Source organism: Micromonospora humidisoli, assembly GCF_016900955.1.
In the GTDB taxonomy this organism is placed as follows: domain Bacteria; phylum Actinomycetota; class Actinomycetes; order Mycobacteriales; family Micromonosporaceae; genus Micromonospora; species Micromonospora wenchangensis.
This window is the reverse complement of record NZ_JAFEUO010000009.1, coordinates 144,249-169,708: the sequence shown is the minus strand read 5'-3', so window position 1 is coordinate 169,708 and position 25,460 is coordinate 144,249. Positions and strand designations below refer to the sequence as shown.

At 74.8% G+C, this 25,460-nt stretch carries 1 protein-coding gene; it reads right to left on the bottom strand.

What is annotated here, in order from left to right; translation table 11 throughout:
- Positions 1–27: 27 nt before the first annotated feature.
- Positions 28–25,380 (bottom strand): WXG100-like domain-containing protein, encoded by a 25,353-nt coding sequence (locus JQN84_RS28045; RefSeq protein WP_204961570.1) that lies wholly within the window; start codon positions 25,378–25,380, stop codon positions 28–30.
- Between the last annotated feature and the right edge of the window lie 80 nt (positions 25,381–25,460).

The window sequence follows — 25,460 nt, the reverse complement described above, 5'->3', positions numbered from 1 at the left end:
CCACAACGGCCGGCGGGGCGGGCCGGTTCACCCCCGATCGGCCGTCGGTCGCGGGGTGCGCCGTCGCCGGCGTGGCGGGCTGCCGGGGCGGTCCGGTACCGGGGCGGGTGTGGTCGACCGCGCGCCGGGCGGGTACACCGGCAGTCCGGGGAGTCCGGTGACCAGGATGTCACCGAGTCCCGGCACGACGACGGTGTCCGGCAGGGCCATCCCCGCCAGGACCATCCCCGCCAGGACCACGCCCGGGGGCACCGTGCCCGGCGGGACCGGACCGGCCGGAACCATGCCCGGCGGGACGGCAGCAGCCGGACCGGCGTCCCGACGGACGACCGGCGGGACGGCAGGTCGGTCGCCGGTGGCGACCGGGGCCGGCTCGGGGCGCGGTCGGTGTCGGGCGTTCGGCTCCCGCGTCGGCAGCATCCGGCTGGCCTCGTCGACGGTGACGACCGGGGTGTCGGCGGGGGCGAGCGTGTCCAGGGCACGGGTGGTGTGGTCGACCGTTTCCGGGTCGGTCGCGTAGCTGTCCAGCGAGCCGGGTTCGGCCCGGCCGACCAGGGCCGCGAAGTCACGGGCCGGGAAGACGTACACCTGCGCGTCGTCCGGGGCGGTGAACGCGTCGGCGTCGACCACGAACCGGCGTACCACCGGGCCGTCGCCGGAGGGCAGACCCACCTGCGCGAGGTGGTCGGCCATCCCCCGGGCCACCCCGTACGCGGTCTCCGGCCGGGTGAACACGGCGACGGGGGCGTACGGGTCACCGGTCGTGACCTGTAGCCGTCCGGTGGTCGGGTCCTGGTACAGGTCGGTCGACACCGGCTCTGCGGACCCGCTCTGCTGCCCCCGGGGCACCTCGACGACCAGGTGCAGCAGGACCTGACCGGGGCCGGGCCGCACCGTCCCGGGTCCGGTCACGCCCGTGGCAGACCGGACCGGGGTGGCCGGACGGCGGGCCCCGGCAGCCGGCGCGTCGAGGACCCGGTCCGACACCGCACGCGGGTCGCCACCGGAAGCCTCCCGGTTGGCCAGCCGGCCGAAGTCGGCCCGACCGGCCGCGATGCCGTCGCGGACCTGTCCGGCGAGGCGGTGCATGGCACGCAGCCGGGGCAGGTCCGGCCCCCCGCCGTTCCAGAGGGCGCTCATCTGCTGGACGGTGCGCAGCAGCGTCATCCAGTCGGCGAGCGGACCCGGCGCGCCGGGGATCCCGGCGAGCGCACCACGGCCGGGGTCGCGGCTGATCCGGAACGTGTCCAGGGCGGCGGTCGCCGCGTCGAGGAGCCCGTCGAGCATCGCCTCCCGGGTGTCCAGGGCAAGCCGGTCGAGCTGTGCGTCGGTGCGCAGACCCACCACCGCCAGCGCGTCGTCGAGCCGGGCGAGCTCCCGGTCTGTCGCCTCCGGGTCGGGGCGGGGGCGCAGCCAGCCGGCCAGCACCCCGACGGCCCCGGCGGCCCGGTCGAACGCCGCGAGATCGGCGGTGCCGGCACCGAGCCCGCCGACCACCTCGTGGTACGCGTCGAGCGCCGCAGCGGCAGCCCCGAGGGCGCGTGAATCCGGGACCGGTCCGGGGCCCTCGGTCACGCCGAACCACAGCGCCCCGAGTGCCTGGGTCAGCAGTTGCCAGCCGTAGACCTGCATGATCGGCCCGTCCAGGGCGATCCCGGCGCCGTCGCGCAGCCGGGTCAGCTCGGCACGGAACCGGGCCAGCGCCGCGACGTGGTCCGCGTCGTCCGCCTGGTGGCCGTCGACCAGCGGGGTCAGGTCGAGGTCGCGATGGGCGGCCGGGGCCAGCTCGATCAGCGGCGTCAGCTCGGCGATCGCATCGAGCGTCCCGGTAGCGCGGGTGACCAGCCCGGCGACCTCGATGTCGCCGGTCCGCCACTGCTGTGCCCACCGGCCCACCAGCCACCGGAAATCGTCCAGCACACCGCGCACCTGGGCGGCGTGGGCCGCGAACGGGGCGGCCAGGGCCGGCGTGACGAACACCGGCAGCAGCCGGACCAGGACGCTGCCGAGCCGGTGGACGACGACCGCCGCCGCGGTCTCCGGTTCCCCGGCGGGCAGCCCTTCGAGGGCCTGCCGCGCCTCGGTGACGCGCAGCAGCACGTCGTCGCGGAGGTCCCGACCGTCGTGGACTCCGCCGACCGCGCTGCCGGACGTCGGGTCGTCGGCGTACACCGGGCCGGGGAGCACCCGGCGCAGGGACAACTCGATCTGCATCCGGATCTGCTCACGAACCCCGTCGACGACCCCGTCGAAGGCGGTGACCTCGACGATGACCCGTACCGGGAGCATCCCGACGGGGAGCTGGGCGTCGAGCTGGCCCCGGAGGAAGTCGGCAGCGGCGTCGGCGAGGACGCCGGCCACGGCGTTGTCCCGGGAATCGGCCAGCAGCTCCGGGGGCACACCCAGCACCAGACCGAACTCCACCGCCGTGCCGGCTGTCGCCTGCTGCGGCAGGCCGGCCAACCAGGAGGTGACCAGCGCGGCCCGCCGGGCGATCGCGTCGCGGGTCGGTCCGGTCAACACCGCCCATTCGACTACCGGTTCAGCCGGGGTGAGCCGCTGGTGGCCACCGGCGGTCGCCGACGGCGGGGTGTCGCCGAGCAGTTCCAGGTTCCACGGCCGGCGGAGCAGCTCCACCCGGTCGAGAACCGCCTGGACGGCGTGGTCCGTGGCGATCCGGACCGGAGCCTCGACGTCGAGGCGCTCGGGCCGGGTGCGCCAGGTGCGTTCCAGCTGGGCCGCCCTGACCGGCGGCACCGTCGGATCGGGTGCCGGAGGCTGCTGCCCCGGCTGGTCCGTCGTGGTCTGCGGTGCGAAGGGCGCGACACCGATCGGTCGGAGCACCGGGTCCACCCCCCGGTACTCCCCGTCGGCGTCCGGTTCGCCGACCAGCGCCGCCAGCAGCTGGAGGTGCCGCGATCGCAGCCCGGCCCACCGCATGCCACGCAGCTGGGCCTTCTCCTCGTCGGACAGCGCCGCCCGTTCCTCGTCGGACAGGGCGTCGGTGGCACGACCCGCGAGGTCGCCGAGCAGGCTTCCCGGCACGTGCGGGCGGTGCGGTGCGGTGTCGTCGCGGTACTCCTCGCGCAGGCCGAGCTGGTGGGCGAACTCGTGTACCAGGTCCTCCTCTGCGGCGTCGCGACGCCAGTGGAACTGGTCGGTCGGCCCGTCGTCGATCACCTGCACCCGCAGGTGGGCGTCGTGCGGGGAGGCGGCCCGCTCCACGGTCACGTGCAGCAGGTCGCCGGCCCGGTTGGGCAGCTGGTACGCCGCCGCGTCGACGCTGCTGTTGAACACCCGGTCCACCCCCCGCTTGAGGGCGGCGAACATCGCCCGACCGGTGTCGTCGTCGAGCCACACCCGCACGGTCAGGTCGGTCACCGGCTGGCCGCCGTAGTGGAACCGGCGGGCCTCGAACCGCGACACGACCTCGTAGCGGTCGTCCCGGGCGGGGCCGGGTCGGCTGACCGGGTCGACCCAGTGGTGCTCGCGGACCGCCACCTGTGCCATCGCGCGCCGGATCGTCCACTCCAACGGCTCGTCCTCCCCGCGCGGCACCGTGCCGGGTTCGGGGCGGGGCGGGGCCGGCTCCGCCCCGTCGGGCCCCAGCGGGTCCGCATTGTCCTGCGGCTGTTCCGGTGCCACGGTCGGGGTGGTGATCACCGCGCGCAGGTCGTCGGGGACGGCACTCGTGCGGCCCTTGTGGTCCGGCCGGAACACCCGCCATCCGCCGAGGCCGTCGTCGGTGGACACCATCCGGGCCGCGCCGGCGCGCGTCGTGATGTTGATGTCCGCCCCGTGGGTCAGGACCACCGGGGTGACGAGAAGTCCCGGCTGCTCGGCCACCGCCTGTCCGAGCACGTCGACCAGGGTCTGCGCCGCCGCGTGCGGCAGCGGGTGCCCGACGAGGACGAGACCCGCGACCGGTGTCGACTGGGCGATGACCGTCTCGACGACGGTCGTCGCCCAGCCGGGCAGGTACGTCGGCGCGTCGGGACCGGCGAAGATCAGCTGTCGGCTGTCGGTCGCCTGGATCAGTGGCACGAGGTCGAGCACGTCGAGGTCCTCGGTGCCGTAGAGAGGGGGCAGGACATGCGCCACGTCCGGCGGAAACAGGTTCAGGTGGACCGTCGTCGGATCCAGCAGGTCGACCCGGTCGTCCAGCGGGACGAGCACCCCGTCGGGGTCGATTCCCCGCCGGATTGCCCGGTCACTGTCGGCGTCGTACAGCGCCGGCAGGAACTCCAGCCAGGGCCGCGTGCCGTCGGGCCAGTCGACCCGCAGTTCCCCCGCATCCGGATCCCACCTCGGCGTCGCCTCCTCGGCCAACGTGTAGACGGGCCGGCCGGTCAGGTCCGCGAGGCGTTGCAGGGCGACGTACTGCTCGGGAAGGCTCACGTGCTGGACGACCCGGATCGCCGTCACGTCGTCGGACACCGGCAACAGGGGGCGTAGCGACCAGTCCGATGCGTACAACGGCAACTCGACGGTGAGCAGGCCGGGCGGGCCGGCGTGCCGCCACATCGGCCATAGCTCACGGTCGGGCAGGGCCAACTGGACGCCCCCCGGGCGCTCCACCGCCACGCCGGTGACCTGCAGCGCCTCGTCGAAGGCCGCCGCGGCCTCCCGGCGCAGGGCGGCTGCCTCCGCCTGGGCGGTGGCACCGTCGACGTGCTGCGCGCCGAAGTACCTGACCTCCAGCACCATCAGCGGCAGCGCGCCGTTGGAGGTGTCGAAACCGTTGATCACGGTCATCCCGCCGTACCCGAGATGCTGTCGTACGTCTCCGCGGAGGTAGTCGATGATCGACTGTTGCTTGTTCCCGTTCTTCTTGTCGACGAAGGCGATGTTCCGGAAGAAGTCACCGGCCAGCTCGGCACCGTTCCTCGCCTTGAAGCGCTCTTCGAGATCCGGGATCCGGTCCGTGAACATCCTGCGGAACAGTTGTGTGATCCCCGTGAAGTTGGCCTGGAAGTAGGCCTGCGCCGCCGGTGACAACGAGTCGAGCAGCATCCGCATGTCCTGCCGGGACAAGGCCGCGACGTTCTCCTTGACCAGACCGGCGTGGAGCCAGCGTCCGGCGATGCCTGCGGTGTTGGAGTACAGCACGGTGGCGAACCCGCGTAGCTCCGCGACGTCCCGGGGGCTGCCGCCCTCGTCGGCGAAGTGCTCGGCCACGGTGTCGGCGAAGGACAACGCGTCCTGCAGGTGCGGGCGGGCGTAGGAGGGGGACACACTCGTCGGGCTGCGCCAGGTGTGCCGGGCGACGTAGGTCAGGAACGAGTGGGCACCGGCGAGCGGGACCCCGACGCTGTGGTGTACCCGGGCGCCGGGCTCGCTGTCCGACGGGCGCGGGCCGACGTCCACCTTGCGCCCGAGCGGTGTCAGCACCACCTGGGAGAGGTGGCCGGCGGCCTGCACCGCGCCCAGGAGCTGAGCGAACGGGACGGGCCCGGTGAGCGCCGACAGCGCCTGACCCAACGCGGTCATCGCCGGGTACAACGACTCGCCGCCGTGGTGGGCGTCCATCTCGGCGTCGGTGTCGGGTACGACGCCGACGATGACCTCCAGGATGGCGACGACCTCCTCGGTCCGCTTCGGGGCCGGTCGCCGGTAGAGCTGGCCGTCGCCGCTGTCACGGAAGTAGGTCTTGGTCTCCACCTCGATGGCTACCGTGCCCGCGGGGTCCTCGGCGAGCGCCTTCGTCCGGGCCCGATCGGGCAGCGTCTGGTCGGCGGCTACGGTGAACATGTCGGCGGCCGCGCTGAGGTCGAGCGTCTCGAAGAACTCGAACTCCGAGCCGTGGCCCAGGAAGGTCCGGTTCACCGGCGCGTCCACGATCGCCCGCGCCACCGAGGTAGAGGCGACGGGCGCGGACGTCCCGGCGTCGACCAGCGCCGCCGGATCGACGGTGCCGTCGGGATCCACCAGGACCGCACGGGCGGCGACCTCCGGGCCGAGGGCGTTGAGCCGGGGCAGCCGGTTGTCCGCCGCGGCCCCGGGCAGCAGCACCGCGCCCCGGTCACCGCCGAACTGCACCCACCGCACCGGATCGGTCTCCCGGTCCAGCCGGTACCCCGCGAAGGCGTGCCCGGGGGCGCTGCCGGGGCGTTCCAGCAGGACGAAGACGGCGGTGCCGGGCACGGCGGCGACGAGTGCCCGCTCGACCTGCGCCCAGGAATCCACCACCGCCCAGTCGGACCGGTCGCCGGCGAAGGCGCCGGCCCACCGGCTGCCGATCGCGGCGTCGTCCCGGGTCCGACCGACCCGCAGCCCTGGCCGGACGAAGCCGTCGATGCCCGGATGCAGGACGGCCGCGAACCGGCGGGCCAGAGCCAGACACGACAACGGATCCTCGGGCGGGCGCCAATCCGTCACCGAGCCGGACGGACGGACGGCAGCCTGCACGTCCTGGGTCTCCTGCACGGCAGTCTCCAACCCCGCCAGCGTCAACGGGTGCCGTCCCCGGCCGGTCGACCGGGGCACGCCGGGATGACCGCCCGGATGGCCGAGGACGGCACCGTCGGACCCGGCACCGCTCTCGGCGTCACTGAGCACGGAGTCACTGTCCGTGTCGCTGAGCACGGCGTCGCTGAGCACGGCGTCGCTGAGCACGGCGTCGCTGAGCACGGCGTCGCTGTCCGCAGCGTCGTACCCGGGATCGCTCCCGGTCGTCGTGGGTCGGAGGGTCGCCGCATCGGTGCTCTCGCGCCAGAGGCCGGCCGTCGGGCGGGGCAGTTCGAGCGCCTCCTCCCGGGTGCGGGCCAGATCGAGCACGTCCGGCTCCGGCAGCCAGGCCCGGTAGTGGCCGTTCGCCAGGTAGAGCAGCACCGGTCCCTCGCTGATCCGGGCCTCGGCACCGTCGAAGCGCGGGTTGTAGACCGTCCGGATCGACCAGCCCCCGACGTTCGCCTGCGCGTCGTCGGCGGTCTGATCACCGACCGCCGCCGGTGCGTCGCCGGCGGACCTGGAGCCGGCGGTCGGGTCACCCGGACGGGCCGACGGAACGGGGGTGGCCAGCACCACCGGCCGGCGCAGCGCCGCTCCCACCAACAGGACGAGGTAGTCGCCGGTGTCGGCCGCCCAGTCCGCCTGCCACCTGTTGACGGTCCGCGCGAGTTGGACGCGTACCCGCCGCTGTCCCCTGACACCCCGGCCCAGTAGTCCGCCGTCGGCGATCACCTGTTCCACCTCGGCGAGCCGGCCGTCGACGAGCAGGGCATGGATCTGGGCGCGCAGGCCGTCGGCGACCCGCAGGACCAAGGGGCGCAGGCGGTAGGGCAGGGTCACGTCGAGGGGCCCACGGGCGTCCCGCCAGGCCTGGATCTCGTCGAGCTGCCCGTGGTACCCGTCGGGCAGCAGGCCGCGCACCTCGGGCAGCGCGCTGACGACCACGGATTCGAGCAGGCAGAGGCCGTTGCGGTTGACGTCGACGACCTCCCCGGCGGCGGGGGGAGGAAGCGCGGTGAACTGGTTGTCGGTGACCGCACGGCCCAGCACCGGTGGCGGCGTCGGCCCGGCCGGGGCTGCCACCGACCCGGCCGGCGCACGGTCGTCGACGACCGGGTCAACCGGGTCAACCGGGGCGACGGGGGCAACCGGCTCGACCGGGTCAACCGGGTCGCGCCGCCCGGCCGCTGGCGGGGCGGGTCGCCCACCGGGCGACGTCGGATCGGTGCCGTCGGTCGGGGGAAGCAGCACCGGGTCGGCTGCGGAACTCCCGCCGAGGTGGCTGGCGGCTAACGCCACCAGCCGTTCGACCTCGGCCCGGGCCTCCCACCAGCGGCGACGGGCGGACGCCTCCGCCTCGGCCCGCTCCGCCGCGTTCGCGGCGGCAGCCCTGGCGACCGTGTCGGCGGCGGTGCCGGCGGCACCCGGGAACTCGGCGACCAGGGCGATCCGTTCCAGCTCCCGCCAGGACTTCAGCGCCTTCTGCGCCTGCTTCGCGGCGTGGACCGCCTGCTCCAGGAGCCCGGCCACGACCACCCGGTCGACGGGCGCGCTCCCGGGTGCGTCACCGGCCAGCAGGTGGTCCAGGGCTTCGGCCTGGTCGACCAGCACCGGTTGCGAGTCGGGCAGGGTCACCTGTAGGGCGGTACGGCGGGTGCCGGTGAGGTCGGTGTGCTCGGCGACGACGATCGTCTCGGTGGTCCACCACACCTTCGCCCGCGCACCCTCGTCGTCCAGCCCCAGCCGCAGCACGTCGGTCCGGTGCCCGGCGGCCTCCTGGTGGCTGGAGTTGCCCGGCACGGAGACCCCGAGCGCCGGCACGACCCCGACCGAGGTGCCGAGGGTGTCCGGCAGGGCGGCGTCCGCGCGGGCCACCAGGCGGGCGTCGCCGTGCCGGCCGGCCCCACCGACACCGGAGCTTCCCTCGGCGGGCACGAGCACGGTGTCCAGCCGTACCGCGGTGACCCGGGTGTGCAGGACGATCCGGTACCCGTCGGCGAGGGTGATCTCGTAGGGGCCGGCCATCCGGTGTGGGGTGGCGGCCCACAGGTGGGTCCGTCCCAGCAGGGTCATCAGCTGGTAGTTGAGTGTCGTTCCGGGCATCCCGATCGTCGCTGCGGTGCCGACGATCCGCAGCGCACGCAGCGCGGTGGCCTGGAGGGCGGCGGCTCCGTTGAAGCCGAGCGCCGCATACCCGGCGGGCACCGGCACGGCGTCGCCCCGCCAGGCCAGCCAGTTGTCGGCCGGGATCGGCACCAACCGCAGCGGCCCGTCCGTTCCATCCAGGGTCAACGGGGCGGCGGTCACCGCGGCCGGGTCGGGCAGCACGGTGGCCGGGCCGTTCGGTCGGTAGGTGAGGTTGAGGTGCTCAGCGGCGGTCTCGGTGTGCAGCGGCACGGTGATCTCGTGCCGGCCGATCTCCTGCCGGCGACGGTGGGCGGTGAAGACCAGCCGTTGTGGCCCGTAGTCGACAGACAGCCAGGGGCCGGGGGTCTCGACGGCGGTGACCGCCCGGCCGAGGGTGACGTCGCCGGAGCGGCCGGCGGCGGTACGCCCCAGCGCCCCGAGCGCGTTGAGCGCCGCCCGCTCTCCGACGTGCGCCACCGGGACCACCTCGTCGGTGACGGCCTCGCCGGACTGGCGTCCGCCGCCGACCTCGCTGACGGTGCTCAACTCCAGGTTGCTGGCGCCCGCCCGCAGCTCACCCACCTGTGGCGGGTCGGTGGCAGGTACCGCCCGGACGATGATCTGCACGGCCGGACGGCTGAGCAGCCCCGGGTAGCGCAGCACGAAGCTCAGGCCACCGTCGAAGAGGTCGCCCAGGTGCGCGGCCACGGTGACCGGGTCGGTGTGGTGCAGGACGGTGCTGATGTTCATGCCGGTATTCCGGTCGTGGCCGACCAGTTCCATTCCCTCGTCGCCGCCGAGGCGCAGCGAACGCAGCCAGCCCAGCATCGCCTGACCGATGGCCGGGACGTCCACCAGCCGGCTGGTCTGGTGCATCACCTGTGCCGGCGGCGGGGTGACCTCGCGCGGCAGCCGCCAGCCACCGGAGGTCAGGCCGAGGGCCCGCCGGTACTCGTCGGCCGACATCTGACCCAGCAGGGACACGTCACCCACCTGCCGGTAGCGGGTGAATGACCGGTCGGGCAGCACCCACTTCGGTTCGGTGAGCACCACGGCGAGGTGGACCCGCAGTCGACCGTGCACACCCAGCAGGACGGTCCGGGACTCGGAGTGCTTGATGGTCCGTTCGACCTCGGCGACGGCGAGAACCGTCTCGCCGTTGGTCCACTCGATCTGCCGCCGGCCGAACAGCCGCAGCGCCAGGGTCGCGGGCGGCTGGGTGGGGGTGCGGGCGGCCGGCTGGGTGGGGTTCGGGGCGGGTGCCTGACCGCCAGGCGTTCCCCCACCCGCGTCACCGGGCTGGGCGGGGGCGCTGGGCTCGTCCGCCCGCCACGCCGCGCCGCCCCCGCCGACCTCCAGCCGGAACTGTCCACCCCGGTCCGTGGCCGAGCGGCGGACCGCGTACCCGGCGACCGCGCTCTCGTACCCGTCGCCGGTGAGCGCGCCGGACGGCGTCTGGTCGTGCCCGGTCACCTCGGCGAAGACGAACACCGTGACCGGCACGTCGTCGCCGACGACCACGCTGGGGGCGTGCACCGGCTGGGGTTGCTGGGTCGCCGGAGCCAGCAGCGCCGCCAGGTGGCCCTGGTCGACGAAGGCGTTGAGCCACTGGTGCAGGGGGGTGCCGGGGATGTCGCCGCTGAACGCCGTGCCCCGCCGACGACCACCGGTGCCGGACGGCAGGTGCCCGGCGTCCATGTAGTCCGCGGTGGCGCCCCGCAACGCGTCCAGCAGTTGCTCACGCAGCTCGGGCAGGCCGTGGACGTGATGGGTGACGGTGTGCTGGGCCAGTGCCGCGCCGAGGCTGCGTAGCCGCTGCCGCGGCGGGGTCACGGTCGCGGGCAGCAGTTCACCGAGCGCCTCACGCAGCACGATGCCCGCACCCGGCGCGCCGACCGGCGTGGGCAGCACGACCGGCTGCGGCTGCCCGACCGCGATGGTCTGGGTGAACGGCACCGAGAAGCCGAGTTCGAGGTCGATGGTGGCGTCGCCCGCGAAGCGTAGTGGCTGCGCATGCACGGGGTGGTCGGCCAGCCACCGCCAGCCGTCGGCGAGATACCCTCGGTACTCGACGATGACCGACGCCGACAGTTCCAACCGGACGTCGTCGGCGAACACGGCGACCGCGCCGCCGCCGATGCCGACGACACCGGCCTGGCTGCCCTGGGTCACCTCGATGACGTCCCGCCAGATGCCCTGGAGCCGCAACCCGATCCCGGCGGCGCCGCCGATCGCGTCGCTGCCCACCGACGCGCCCGCCTGTACGCCCGACGCGACACTGCGGACCGCCCGGTTCGTCGCCGCCTGCGCCCGACCCTGGCTGGTACGCAGCTTCACCGTCGGCTCGTCGTCCTCCGACTCGCTCGTCTCGCTGTCGCTGGATTCGGGGAGGTCGGCGGTGACCGGGTCCGGGTGGGTGCCCCGCCGGCCGAGGTACCGGGGTGCGGTGTCCGGGTGGCGACGCCGGACCCCGATCCGCACCTCCAGCGTACGGCCGGAGAAGATGTCCCGTACCCGCAGTTCGATCAGCAGTTCCCCGTCGGCGGCGGCCAGCAGGCGTGCCGAGTAACGGCTCGGGCCGTTCTGCGCCGCGAGGCGTTCCTCGTTGCCGAGCCGGTCCAGGGCCCGCCGGATCCGGTCGGTCTGCACCCGCGGGTTGTCCCAGTCGGGCAGGTACTGCCGGTACACCGCGTTGCGGTCGTCGTCGAGCAGTCGCCGCAAGCGGTCGGCGACCAGGCCGGCGACCAGGTCCCCGCCGTGCAGGAAGCCGCGTCCGATCCGCAGCCGGTCGCCCTGCCACAGGTAGTCGGGCAGGGTACGCGGGTCGTCCGGGTCGTCCTCGACGGTGCCGGCGAGCAGGGCCACCAGGTCGCGGTCGGGCCGCGCCGACGGGGTCACCCCGGCGAGCGCCGCCACGTGCTGTTGCGGCACGACCAGCAGCGTCCGCACCGACACCTGCTGCGACCCGCGCCGCAGCCCCCGGTACGCCAGCGACCTGGTGACCGACCGGTGCATGCTCCACTGCACCGTGCCGGTGTACTCGGCCAGGTAGAGCCTCAGGGCGTGGTCGCCGGTCTCCTGCCCGGCGGTGGTCTCGACCTGCGGTGCGACGGCCTGCGCCCGGCGGTCGACGACCGAGACGGTCGGTCCGGCGGAGAGCCGGAGCAGGCCGAACGCCCGACCGATCAGCACCGCGAGGAAGCCGCCCCGGTCCGAGGCGGACTGCACCGACTGGCCGGTGGTGACCGCCGCCGCCGCGCGCAGCAGTGCCGACTCGGGCAGCTCACCGATCGGGGTCAGCCGGGTGAGCCGCAGGGCGGGCCGGACCCCCTGGGCGTAGGCGGGCCGGCGCAGCCACGACGAGCTGGTCGCGGTCAGGGCGGTCGCGCCGGGCTGTACCGCGTCGAGTGCCCGCTGGCCGCCCCAGAGCCGCCAGACCCGCAGGTTGCTCCCCCGGCGGACCACGTCGGGGATGCCGGACTGCACGGTGGTCGGCAGGGCGCCGTCGTCGACGACCTCCACCGGGTAGCTCGCGTCCCGCAGGAACGCCGCCCCGGCGCGAGTCACCGTCAGCGCGGTGCCGTCGCTGATCGGCCGCATCGTGGCCAGCACCTCGGGGGTACGGAACCAGAGGCGGTCGCCGTCGCCGGGCACCCAGGTGGCCGGGACCTCGGCCCAGGCCGGCGGGGCGGGCCGCTCGGTGATCTCGACCTGGACGAACACCGCGCTGCGGGTGAGGAACGAGTCGGGCACCCCGATCACCATGCCGTTGTCACCTGTGGTCAGGGACTGCCCGATCGTACGGACGGCCCGGCTGCTCAGCACGCCACCCAGGACGGTCACCCCGACACCTCCGGCGGGGACCGGCACCACGACCCGGGCGGTGGTGGCCTGGGGCTGGGCCCACGTCGACGCCGACACACCTGCGGTCCGCCGGTCCTCGACGCCACCCAGGCCGGGGGCGAGCCGCACCTCGTCGGTGTCGCTCGGCCGGGGTACGAGGCGTACCCAGGCGAACCGCTTGTCCCGACCGACCCGGACCGGGTGGCCGGTGCCGTGGTGCAGGAACCCGGTGGGGTCGGTGGCCAGCGCGTGCAGCAGGGGCCGGGCGCTGGCCATGGTCACGCCGAGCGTGCCCAGTCGCCGGGTCACCCGGGTGGTGAGCCTGTCGCTCCAGGCCGGGTGGCCGGTGTGCGGCACCCCGATCAGCAGCGGCTGGGCGGTGACCGCGGTCCGTACCGCGCTGACCTGCTCCGCCGTGGGTTCCCGACCCGGCACCTGGCGGGCCTCGCCGGTCGCGTCGAGCAGCAGCACCTGGGCCCGCCCGGTGGACAGCGCCCGGGTCAGGTCGGCGTCGCTGAGCCCGACGGCGTCGACCCCGACGACCATGAGCTGGGCCGGCACCGTCGCCAACCCGGGCTCGACGACGAACATGAGCAGATGTCCCGGCTCCTGCGCCCGGGGCAGGTACGCCAGCGCCACCGAGCCCGGGGCGGCGCGCAGCGCGGTTATGGTGGCCTCGACGTCGTGCAGTGGTTCGAACTGCCCGCCCAGCGCGGCGGCCAGGGTGCCGGGGATGGTCTCCGGGGTCACCGTGAGTTGCCCGCCGAGAGTGCGGGGTGTCCGCCCGAAGTACCCGTCGACCAGCCGCACCATGGCCTGGACCAGGTCGGTGGCGTCGGCCACGACCAGCGCCGGGTCACCGGTGGCCCGGGTGAGGCCGGCCGGCGACGGGGTGAGGAAGTCGGCCAGGTCCATCGCGTCGCCGTTGGCGTCCACCGCCAGCACGGTGGTGCCGGCGCGGGTCAGCGCCGCGGCGGTGACCGGGTCGTCGGTGGCGGACCGGGCGAACACCCCCGGCCGGGCGGGGTCGACCACCCGGGGCACCACGGCACCGTCCCGGTCGTCGGCGACCAACCAGAACACCCGGCCGGGCGCACCCGGCGGCTGCTCGTGGACCAGGAGCATCGCCCCCGGCCGGCGGGTCAACGCCTGGACGAGCGAACCGGGACGGCCGGCGTCGGTTGCCACCGGCCGCCCACCCAGTGCCCGGTGGAACCCGTCCAGGCTGAGCGTGGTCACCGCCGTTTCGGTCACCGGGAGGTCGCCGATCCGCCCGTGCAGGACGAGGTGGGCACCGACCGCCCGGACCCGGGAGCTGTCCTCGGTGGCGCCGGCGTCGTCGGTCTGCACCGCGTCGACCCACCCGGCGAGCCGGGGCAGGGACGGTCTGCCCCGGCGGACCTGCCGACCGGCCGCGAGGCGGGCCGCCGGCAGCCGGCGCAGCGCCTCCCCCACGGCGTGCAGCGCCGCCGGGGACGGGCCGGCTGCGGCGGCTGTGATCCCTGCCGTCGAGCTGGTCGACACCGCCGCGGTGTCGACCGAGCCGGACTCCGTCCCCACCGCGCCGGTCGATGCGGAGTCCGAGTCCCGGTCCGACGAGGCGTCCTGCTCCGGCTCCCGGTCCGACGGCGGGTCCTGGTCGGGCTCTGACGACGGGTCCTGATCGGAGTCTGAGGGCGGGTCCTGGTCGGCATCCGAGGACCGGTGCTGGTCGGCATCCGACGGCGGGTCCTGGTCGGCATCCGACGGCGGGTCCTGGTCGGCATCCGACGGCAGATCCGGATCCTGGTCCGCCAGCCGCTCCCGGGCGGGATACGAGGGCGGATCGGACACGACGTAGCCGCCGAGCACCCGATGGCCACTCGCGACGCGCACCGCCACCAGCCGTCCCCGCGCCAGCAGCATCCACGGCGGCTCGGTCAGCCCGTCGGGGTCGAGCGCGGTCAGCCGGTCGGCTGACTCGGCCTGCGGCCGCACGAGCGTCAGCGTGCCGTCGGGGGCACGATGGACGAGCACCACGGCGTCGCCCAGCCAGACCAGGGCGACCGAGTTGGCCGGCAGCAGCCCCAGGGCCGTGACCGGCACCGGGGCGAACTGCAGCGCGTGCAGCCGTCGGGCCAGCAACGCCGGGTGCTGCCCCGCCGCTCCGGGTAGACCGAGGTGGGTGAGCACGCGTCCCACCGACTGTTCACCGGAGGGGCCGTCGACAGCGGCCCGCAGCCGGTCCATCCCGAACAGGGCCGAGGCGAGCCGGGCGGCCCGGTCCGCCAGGGTACCGGCGGGCAGCCCGGACAACCGGCCCCACAGGTTGACGCCGTCGGGCGGGATGGTCCCGCCCCACTCCTGGCCCAGGTCGTTGACCGCACCCGCCAGCTCGGCCAGCTCGGCGGTGACCGCCGCGACCGCCTGGTGGAACAGCTGGTACGCCTGAGGTCCCGTCATGACGTCGGGAACGCCGGTGCCCGGCCGGGGACGGTGGGCCTGCCACTGTCCGTCCCCGGTGCGGACCAGCACCACGGCCGACCGCGCGGCGAGCGCCCCGGCGAACTCCTGGGCCGCCGTACCGGTGTCGAGCAGCACGACGACGGGGAGGCCGACGGCGGTGTCCGGCAGGATCGCCCGGTAGTCGTCGGCGGGCAGCGCGCCGCGCCCGTCGGGACGCCCGGTGGTCACCCCGGCACCGCTCACCGCGCCGGGTTCGACGAGGACGCCCCGTTCGCCCAGCAGCGGGCCCAGTCCCCACGCCCAGACCTGGTCGGGCATGACTCCCAGCAGCGGTCCGTCCCGGTAGGGGACCGCTACCAGCTGCGGCGGCGACACGTCGTCGGACGGTTGCCCGGTGGCGGGGGGTGTCACCTCCCACGCCAGCACCCGCCGGGCGGGGAGCCGGCCCGCGGGGGCCGACGTGATCTCGATGACCGACACGTCCGCGCCGACCCACCAGGCCGGTCCGCCCGGTGGGCCGACCGGCACCGTCCAGTCGGGCACGAAGGTCCGGTCGGCCGGGCGGATCCCGTGCTGGCGCAGCGGATTCTCGGTGACGGGCTGGCCGACTCCGACGAGACGGGCCAGTTCGAGCAGCGCGAGCCGCCGGTCGTAGGACAGGTCGTCGGCGAGTTGGCTCGGCAGGGCGGTAGCCAGCGATCCGTCCTCCTCACCCAGGATGTCGTGCTCGGCCTCGGCCAGGATGTCCCCGTCGATGAACCAGCCGTGCAGGACGTGCTCCCCGTCCGGACCGGGTGCCATCACGCGCAGCACCGAACCCTCCGGCAGGGTGTACACGCGGTCGTCGGCGCTGATCTCCTCGACGGCGACGAAGGCGACGTCGGTGACGGCGTGTCCGATGGGTGGGTCGGCGTCCCGGGCGGCCACCCGGTCGGCCAGGAACCGCACGGCGGCCTGCGGCAGCGCCAGCATCGTCGGGGCCGGCACGACCTGCTCCTGCAGCGTCGGGTCCGTGGCGGCCAACCCGGCGATGACGTAGGACAGGTCCGCGCCGGTCAGCACACCGATCCGTCGTTCCTTGTCGGACCACGCATAGGCCGTCCACGTTCCGGGGTCGCCGATGGTGGAGCGGGTCACCACCGCGAACACCACGTCGAAGATCTCGGGGATCTCCGCGATCGACTCGACCGCGCCGGGCACCACGATGATCCGGGTCCCCTCGGGTAACCGCTCCGTGAGGACGGCGACCGCGTCGGACGCCGGGAAACCCGCCCGCACACCGTCGACGATGTCGTCCAGCTCGGACAGTGGCACCACGGCCACCCGGAACGCCGCACGCAGGGAGGCCGGCAAGCCGGAGCGACCGGCCGACCAGAGCACCACGCCGTTGCCGTACCGGTCGGCGGTGGGCACGGTCGACGCCGGCATGCCCACGGCGAGCAGGGATTCACCGGCGTCGACCGGGAACTCCACGGCGGCCATCTCCGGGCCCAGCCACACCAGGGCATCGTCGTCCGCGTCCGGGTCCACCGCCCAGCCCAGGCCGCGCCATGACGGGTTGTCGCGGATCGTCCGGATCAGGTCGTCGACGTGGCCGGCCGAGATCGGCAGCCCGCCCAGCATGACGTGGTCCGCATAGGGCTGGCCCACGTCCGCCGCCCGCGCCGCCCGGCCCAGGTCGGCCGTCCAGCGGACGACGGGACCGGTCGCGATCCGGTCGCGGAGGAAGTCGCTGACGGGCGCGAACGTGGCCCGGTCCACCGTGACCAGGTGAAGCTCCTCGCCGGACCAGCGCTGGAACACCCGGACCTGGTCGACGGGGACCCGCAGGGTCAGGTCGTGCCGGTGCTGGCCGGAGTTGCCGACGAGGAGCAGCCCGTCGTGGCCCGCCTCGGCCGCGAACGCCTCGGCCGCGGCCCACCGGTCCAGGGGGAGGTGGAGCTGACCGTCGACGACCTCCTGCCCGTACGGCCGACCGAGCAGGTCGAAGACCGCGCGGACCAGCGCGGTCTGTGTCGGGGTCCGGCGGCGGGCCTCGGCCGCGCTGAGCACCACCGCGTCGAACTCGTGCCGGAGTTCGCGCAGCAGGTCCGCGCTGTCCGGGCCGGTCAACTCCAGCTGCCAGCCGGGGAGCTGGTAGACGGCGGTCCAGCCGGCCAGGTCGGCGTCGGGCGCGAGCACGCCGACGCCCCGCTCCAGCAGCCGCTCGACGAACGGGCTCCCCTCCGGAGGCGACCGGTCGAGCAGGACGACCCGGGGATGCGCCCGTAACGCCTCGCTCGCGATCACCTCGTCGGCGGTCACCTCCCAGCCGTCGCCGGTCAGCCGGTCGCCGTCGAGCTGCCCGGTGGCGACAACCAACCCCCGGCCGCTCAGGTCCTCGCGCTGCGGGATGGTGACCACCGCCCGGGCCTCCGGCGGCTGCGGGACGAAGTAGACCATCGGATGATCGACGATTCTCCGGGCGGCCGCGTCGACCAGCAACAACGTCGGACTCGGCGACTCGGCTAATTCGGTCCAGATCACCCCCTCCCGGGTGGACCGGCCGGCGAACAGTTCCTGCACCTGCGCCAGTGCGGCGGGCGACACCGGGGCGAAGCGGTGACCGGCCCCCGGCCAGGCACCCGGGGTTTCACCGATGCGCCGCGCAACCTGGTCCCGATGTGCCATGGCCAGCAGGAACTGGTCCCAGGGATAGGTCCGGCCCGGGTCGAGGACGGCCAGCCAGGACTGGATGCGCGACCAGGGCTCGCCTATCACCCGCCACGTGTCGGGATGGTCGGCGGCGTACCTGCCGTCGAAGAGGAAGTGCGCCCGGCGTGTCCCACCACTGGTGCTCTGGAAGGACTGCACCAGCTCCGGACGGGGATCGGTGATCTCGATCAGCACGCGGTGCTTCGGCAGCGCGGCCGGGTCGACCAGCAGGACTCCGGCCTCCCGCAGTTCCCCCCGGATGCTCTCGGTGTCGCTGCTGTCCGCCCGAGCGAGCAGGAGCCGCACGGGTTCGGTGGGCGTAGCCAGCAGCCCGCTGTCGAAGATCTCGGCGAGCCAGTCGTCGTCCTCGTAGATCCGCAGGGCGGGGTCGGCGAGCAGCGCCTGGGCCAGCTCACGGCCCTCGACCGGGTCCGCGGCGTGCAGGGTGGCCCGGGCGAGCGCGTTGTCGAGTCGGTCGACGAGCTGGCTCACCTCGGCGCCGGTGACGGCACTGGCGCCGAGCACGATCCAGTGCACGTCGGCGGGCAGCAGCGTCGGCAGGACGACGATGGCGGAGGCCCGTACCGCCTGGATGAAACCGGACTCCACCACGGCGGCGTGGTCGAGGTCCGGGAAGAACAGCACCCGGGTGCCCCCGGTGGTCGGCAGCCGGGCCAGGTAGTCGGCCGCGGTGTAGCGGGTGCCGTCCGGGGTGACCAGCGCGTCGGTCGACTCCGCGTCCAGCCGGCCGGGCTGTACGACGATCCGGTGTGCGCCCCGCCAGCCGTACCGGTCCACGTAGGTCATCAGCACCCCGGAGAGCAGCTGCCATGGACGCCGCAGGATCAGCTCGCGGACCGGTTCGTGCTGCCAGTAGTCGGCCAGGGGGGTGTCCTCGGGCATCTCGAGGAACGCGGCCAGCCCGGCGGCGTACGCCGGGGTGTCCCCGAACGTCTCCCAGAAGGTCTCCCGGATCGCGGCGAGGACGCGGGCCCGCAGCATCTGGCGCTCGGTCCCGTCGAGCGGGCTGTCGTCGTGCTGGTCGGACCGCTCGGCCAGGATCCGGGTGGTCTCGGTCTGCTCCGTGTCCTCGATCACGTACTGCCAGGCCCGGCGGACCATCTCGGGCGGGTCCGTGATCGGCTGGGCCACCGGGCCGTCGACGAAGTCGTTGCGCCACAGCGGGACCACGGTGATCAGGCGTGGTTCGACGTCGAGCGACGCCCCGGCCGGCGGTTCCACCAGCGCGTCCACCTCCAGCGCCGGCTGGTCCCCGAGCGCGGGCAACGACAGCCGGACCAACCGGCTGGTGTCGGCCGGGGCCGCCACGGTCAGCTCCACCGGGGCCGCCCCGGTGGTGTCGGTCACCGTCGACGGCCATCCGCCGCGCAGCAACCAGCCCCGGTGCCCGCCGAGACCCTCGGCCAGACCGGTGTCCGCGACGGTCACCCGCCGCACCGGGCCGGGCGGGGTGGACTCCACGTGCGGCGGCGTCGCCTGCTGCGCCGCCACCCGCGGCTGCTCCCGCTGGTCCTGCGACAGTCGCTGGTATGCCGGGGCCGGGTCGCCGGCCGTGTAGTCAGGTAGCGCGACGTACGCCTGCCGGACCCGCTCGGGCAGGCCGGCGAGCTGCGCCCGGGACAGCTGCCCGGCGGGGGGTACGGGGAGCCGGAAGCGGAGCCGGGGTATCCGTACCGGCTCGGTGGGCACCCGCGACTCCTGCATGACCACCACGCTCAGATGGGCCGGTGCCGCCTGGCCCGCGTCCAGGCGGCGGCGTAGTTCCCGCTCGACGGAGCGACCGAACGCCACCGCGTTCACGTCGTCGTCGCTGACCACGGTGAGCACCAGCGGCGCCCACGGGTCGACGTCGAGGGGCGACGTCCACGGCCCGCCGGTGTGCCCGCCGGCGAAGAAGGCGTCCAGCATCGCCTCGGGCAGCACCCGCCCACCGAGCAGCAGCGCACGTTCGGCGTCCGCGAGCAGGACGAGCAGGTGCTGGCCGGGCAGGTCCACCGCGTCGACCTGCCGGATGAGCGTGGTCATCGTCGTGGCCAGTTCCTCGCCGTCCCAGGGCCACAGCACCCCCCGCCGCTTGGGGCTGCCGGCCACCCCTCGCCAGTTGGGCTCCTTGCCGCTGTCGCCGGTGTCGACGGTCCGGTCGGTGTCGTCGGTCCGGCCGCCGTCGGGGACGCCGGCCGGGGTGACCGGGGTGACCAGGGCGTCGGGGACCCAGGCGTCGTAGTGGTCGTGCCCGTTGTAGAGCAACCGCACCGGCGTCCCGTCGCCGTCCGGCCAGAGCACCGTCACCGACGGCGGGTCGAGCCGCCCCTGCCACACCGGCCGGCCGAGCGCCGCACCGATCACCAGGGGCAGCACGTCACCGACCCGGCCACCGTCGTCCGGATCGTCCTGGCCGGGCAGCAGCCGCTGCCAGTCCCAGGTGTCGACCGCGTCGAGCAGGGTGGTCTGCACGTCGTACCCCACCGGGAACAGCCAGGTCGCGGCCACCTGGTCGAACAGTGCGACCATCGCCGGGGAAGGATCGGCCAACCGCCGCAGGATCTCGTCCCGCAGCGCCCTGTCGATGTCGGTCAGGTCGGTGTCGTGGACGCCCGCGCGACGTACCCGCAGTAGCCGGTCCACCGCGTCCGCCGGCATGCCGGGGAGGCCGGCCATCGCCTCGGGTGCCGCGACGGCGACCGCGCTGAGCAGGCAGAGCCCGTCGCCGATGATGCGGATCCGGTCCCACCCGGTCGGCGGCGGGGCGTTGGTCAGCCGTACGCCGTCCGGGTCGGCGTCACCGGCCCGGCTGGCGTACCCGGCGAACGGCACGGCGAACGGCGCGTCCGACCGGTCGGGGTCGACGATCTCGTCGTTGACCACGTCCCACGCCCCGGTGCCCTCGGGCACGAACAGTGCCCACGGCCGGCCGTCGACCGACACCGGCAGGTGCCCCGTCGTCCCGGCCACCACCAGGTCGCCCTCGGGCGCGTACACGTCGGTGTCGCGCAGGTCGGCCAGGCGTTGCACGGACCGCGCGCCGAGCCGACCCGCCGCGCAGGACAGCAGCGCCAGTCGCCGGCCGTCCCGCTCGGGCGACTCCAGCATCGTGTGCAGCTCGTCGACGGTCAGGGTCACCTCGCCGGTACGGCCGTCGGGGTGCCGCAGTGGCACCCGGAACCGGTCGCCGGCCCCGTGCACCAGCACCGTCACCCCGTCGGTCGCGGCGGGCAGCCGGGGGTTGCGGGCCATCCGCCGCCACTCCCGGTCCGACAGCAGAGCGATGCTCCCCGGTCGGCCGGGGAGGTCGTGGGTCACGACCTGGGCGCTACCGAACCACCAGGTCCCGTCCGGGTCCTTGCGCAGTTGTCCCGGAGCGGACCGGTCCACCCGACCGGCCGGGGTGGATCTGCGCAACCGTCGCCCATCCTGGCCGGTGCGGTCCTGGCCGGCACGGTCGGCCGGTGCGGGCCCCCGGCGGCGGATCCGGTTGGCGTAGGCGGGCCCCGGCTCGGTCCAGAGCACCGCCCGGCGGCGTTGCCCCGGTGTCGCCGGACGCTGCGGGCCGCCGGGTGCCTTCGACCGGCCGGCACCGCGGCTGCTCTGGTCGACCCGCACCATCCGTGGCGGAATCCCCTCGGCCCTCAGTCGTGCCGCCACCATCGTGCCGACCAACTCCGCCAGCGAGGCGGCCCGCCGCCGGCCGGTGCGGGCGGCCCCCCGCCGCAGCAGCCGGGCGCCGTTGCCGCCGCCCTCGATCCGGACCCGCACCACCCGGGGCCGGTCGGATTCCCAGGCGCGACGGACCTGGGCGACGACCTGGTCGACGAACAGGTCGAGCTCGGGCAACTGCCCGTCCTCGGCCGCCCGCTGGCCGGGGGTGAAGTCGACGGTGACGGTGGCCACCGGGTCGGCGTCGTCGGGGGTGTGCCGGACCGCGGTGACGTCCCGGTCGAACCGGTCGCCGACCGTCGCCGCGACGGTGCCCAACCAGCCCTGCACCTCGTCGGGGCCCACCGCCGGGCGGGTCGTCCCCATGTACTGGGCCGACCGGTCGTCGACCTGCCAGCGCCGGGCCGACTCGTTCCAGGTCAGCTCGCCACCCACCCGGGCGTGCCGCTCGATCGCCCGGCCCCGCGCGTCGAAGCCCACCGCCAGCCCCGCATGCCCCTGCCCGCCGAGCTGGTCCCGCAACCGATCGGCGGTCAGCTCCGGATCATGCTGCCGCATCCCCGCCAGCAGGGCGCGGAAGTCCCGGGGCCGCAGCGCCGTGGCGGCGTCGGCCGCACCGAGGTAGATCTCGCCGTCCTCGGCCACCACGTAACGCCAGGACCGCGCCCGCGCCGGGTCGAGCAGATGGGCAGGGAAGTCGGCCAACCGGTACCAGAGCGGATTGAGGCGTACGTCCCCGGTGTCGTCGCGTTCCCCGGGCGTGATCCGGGCGGCCCGTACCGCCGGCCCGTAGCTCTCGTCGAGATCCGCGCCGACCGGCGACTCGTCCGCGACGTCGGCGACGGCCGGGGGGTCGTCAGTGACGTCGGCGACGGCCGGGGGGTCGTCAGTGACGTCGGCGACGGCCGGGGGGTCGTCAGTGACGTCGGCGACGGCCGGGGGCTCGTCAGTGACCGGCGCCTCCCGAGCAGCCTGTTGGTCAGGAGTGACGGTGGCGGGGGTGTCCGACCCGGCGGACGAGGCGTCGAAGTGGTCACGGTCGTTGTGGTAGACCGACACTGCTGCGGCGTCCGCCGGCCCGTACACCGCGCGCACCTGGCCGTCGGCGCGGCTGCGGACACTCAACGACACGTCGAGCGCGAAGGCCAGCAGCGGAAGCAGGGCCACGCCCACCGGTTCCGACCAGGATCGGGACCAGTCGCGTACGGCGGCCAGGAGCACGTCGAACTCCTGGTCGGTCAGCGGCCCGGCCTGGAAGGCGTACCAGTCGAGGTAGGTGGTGCGCAGGTCATCGTCGGTCGACTCGGCCAGGTCGGTGAACCCGTTGCGCTCCAGCAGGGCGATCCGGTCAGCGCGGGAGACCAGGTCGGGTTCCACCCGTTCCCGGTCGGCCAGCGCCTGACGGAGTTCGGGGATCACCGACGGCAGGGCGTCGCGGTGCATGGTCAGATATCCGGCGACGAGATCGATCAGGGCGTCGGCGGTACGGTCCATCGGCGTGCCGTCGGGCACGGACGCCGCGCCGATGGAGAGCTGCTCGGCATGCCAGGTCACCGCCGCGCGGACGTCGTCGGGCTCCGCCAGCCAGCGCTCGACCTCCGGCGTCAGCGGACCGGCGTCGGCCAACCGGCGCGACACCAGCCCCGGCGCGGACGTCAGGACCGCGTAGGGCAGGCAGCGTCCGTTCGCCGGCACCCGCACCAGGTCCGCCGGCAGCCCCTGCGCCGGCAGGGTGGACCGCCCGGCCGTCGGCACGGTCACCGGCTCGACGGGCCGGCTTGTCGTGACGGGGGCCGGGAGTGTCCGGTCCGGCCGGTACATGCCGTACCGGCTGGTGCTGGCGGGGTCCACCAGGGCGCGGACGGTCGCCGTGCCACCCGGCGGCACCGGCACCGGGTTGCCCTGCCCGTCGCGCATGATGACCCGCGCGCCCACCGGCAGCTCCGGCGGATCGCCGGCCGGCCGGACCCGTCGGCCCTCGGTCGCCTGCGTCTCCACCCAGTACAGCTCGCCGCCGTCGTTGAGCAGGGCGAAGGCGTGCCGCGGGGCGTTCGGTGGCTCCACCAGCACCGCCGCGAACGCATTCGGGCCGGCGGCACTGACCGGGCCGAGCACCTGCGCCCACTCGGAGACCGGTTGCCACTCGGCGCCGAGTTGCGTGGCGAGGTCCCGCTCCGGACGCGTGGAGTCGACCGCAGCCTCGTCCCGGGTCACCCGGGGCATGGCCGAGAACTCACCGACCACCGCCGTCAGCCGGATCACACAGTCCAGCGCCGTACCGTCGTACGGCGGCAGCACGGCGGCCAGGCGCTGTTCCAGCGCGGCCCGGCCTTCGACGGAGGTGCCGGTGACCTCACCCGGTGACACCGGGTCGGCCACCGACGCCGCACCGGGCACGGCGGTGGTCACCGGTTGCCCTCCGGTGCCCGGCCCACCCACCGGGGACGCGTCGACCGGCTGCGGTCCGCCCGCCCAGGAACCGGACACCGGCCGTCCGGGGGCGGGGCCGTTCGCCCGCCCGCCGTTCACCGGCCCGGCGGCTTCGGGTTGTGCCACGGCGGCCGGGACCGGCCCGGACCCGGCGGACCGGATGCCGGAGGGCGCGCCGCCGGCAGCCGCACCAGCCGGCTGGCCGACCGTCGACCCGGGCAGACCGGCCGTCGAGGTCGGGCCCGCCGGGGCAGCCGCGTCCGGCCCGGTGGACGGGTCCGGCCCGGTGGACGCATCCAGCCCGGTGAACGCATCCGGCCCGGTGAACGCATCCGGCCCGGTCAGCAGATCCGACAGGCCCGCCAGGTCGGGGCGGTCGGTGGCGGTGAGGCTGTCCGGGTCCACCGGCCCCGGCCCGGCCGGCTCCCCCGGCGACGTCGACACACCGTCGGCCGGTCGGGACCCGGCGACGCCGGAACCGCCACCGGCACCGGGACGGGCCGTCGGCCCGGTCCCGCCGGCCCCGGAGCCCGTGCCCCCCGCCGCACCACCCCGGCCCGCACCACCCGGGTTCGTACCGCCGGGGGTCGCACCGCCGGTGCCGGCGCCCGGGCCGGGCACGCCGGCCACCGCCTCGGCGTACGACGGTGGTCCGTCGTACGCCGGCAGCCGGACCGGGTCGTACGGGGGCAACGGCTCCTCGACGGCCGTGCCCGGGACGGTCGGCGGATTCGGCTCGGCGGACACCGTCGGCTTCGCCGTGCGGTCCCGGTCCCCGCCGGTGGCCTTGTTCAGCTGCTGGCCGATGGCGGTGCCGGCGACGCTCGCCATCCCCGACGCCGCGCCCGCGATGACGGCCGCCCCGTCGGCCTCCCACTCGCCTGTCGTCATGCCGTTGTAGAGGAACTCGGTCAGCCACTCGCTGACGCCCTCGTTGGCGATCTCCTGGGCCGCCTCACCCGGCCGGAAGCCGTGCGGGTCCGGGGTGTTCGACGATGCCGTCAGCCCGACCCGCCGGCCGATGTTCGTCGACCGGACCAGCCGCTCCAGCCCCTGCATGAGCCCGCCGAGGCCGAGGCCGACCGCGCCGCCGAGCGAGCCGACCTCGGCGGCGGCCCGGGTCAGCTCGTTGTTCCAGCCGTCGCGGGTGTGGTTGCGGATCTGGTAGAGCTGCACCAGCCGGTCCATCACGGTCTGGAGGCCGATCCCGACGGCCTGCGCCATGGCCACCTGGAACAGCACCCGGGTGGTGACGTTCTGGAAGATGATCCGCATGATCACCCGGCCGACCGCCAGTCGGGCCAGCGCGGCACCCGGGTTGATCCAGGCGATCGCCAGCGCCGTCAGCAGTTCCACCATCAGGGCGAGCAGCGACGCGATGATCATCAACTTGGCGTACTGCACCTCGGTGGCGGTGCCCCGGTAGCTGTCCCCCATCCGGTTGGTGTACTTCGACACCAGACCGAGGTAACCCGGGCTGTGCAGGACGTAGCGCTCCATCGTGTCGACGAAGGAGTCCTCGGCCTGCCCGTTCACCCCGGCCCGGTACGCCCGTACCCCGTCGCCGAACGTCTCGCTCGACGCGACCACCTGCTCGGCGGCCCGCCGCAGCGCCTCGGCGGTGGCGAAGAGGTTGGTCTCGTCGGCCTTCGGGAACTTCTCCCCGATCAGGAACCGCAGGAAGTTGGCCAGTTCGGCCGAAACCTCGATCGCCACCGGAGACCACCCCTCGTCGTCACGTCGTTGTCAGTTGTCACGCACACCGCCGTCCGCCTGGCGGCGGAGCAGTGCCGGCC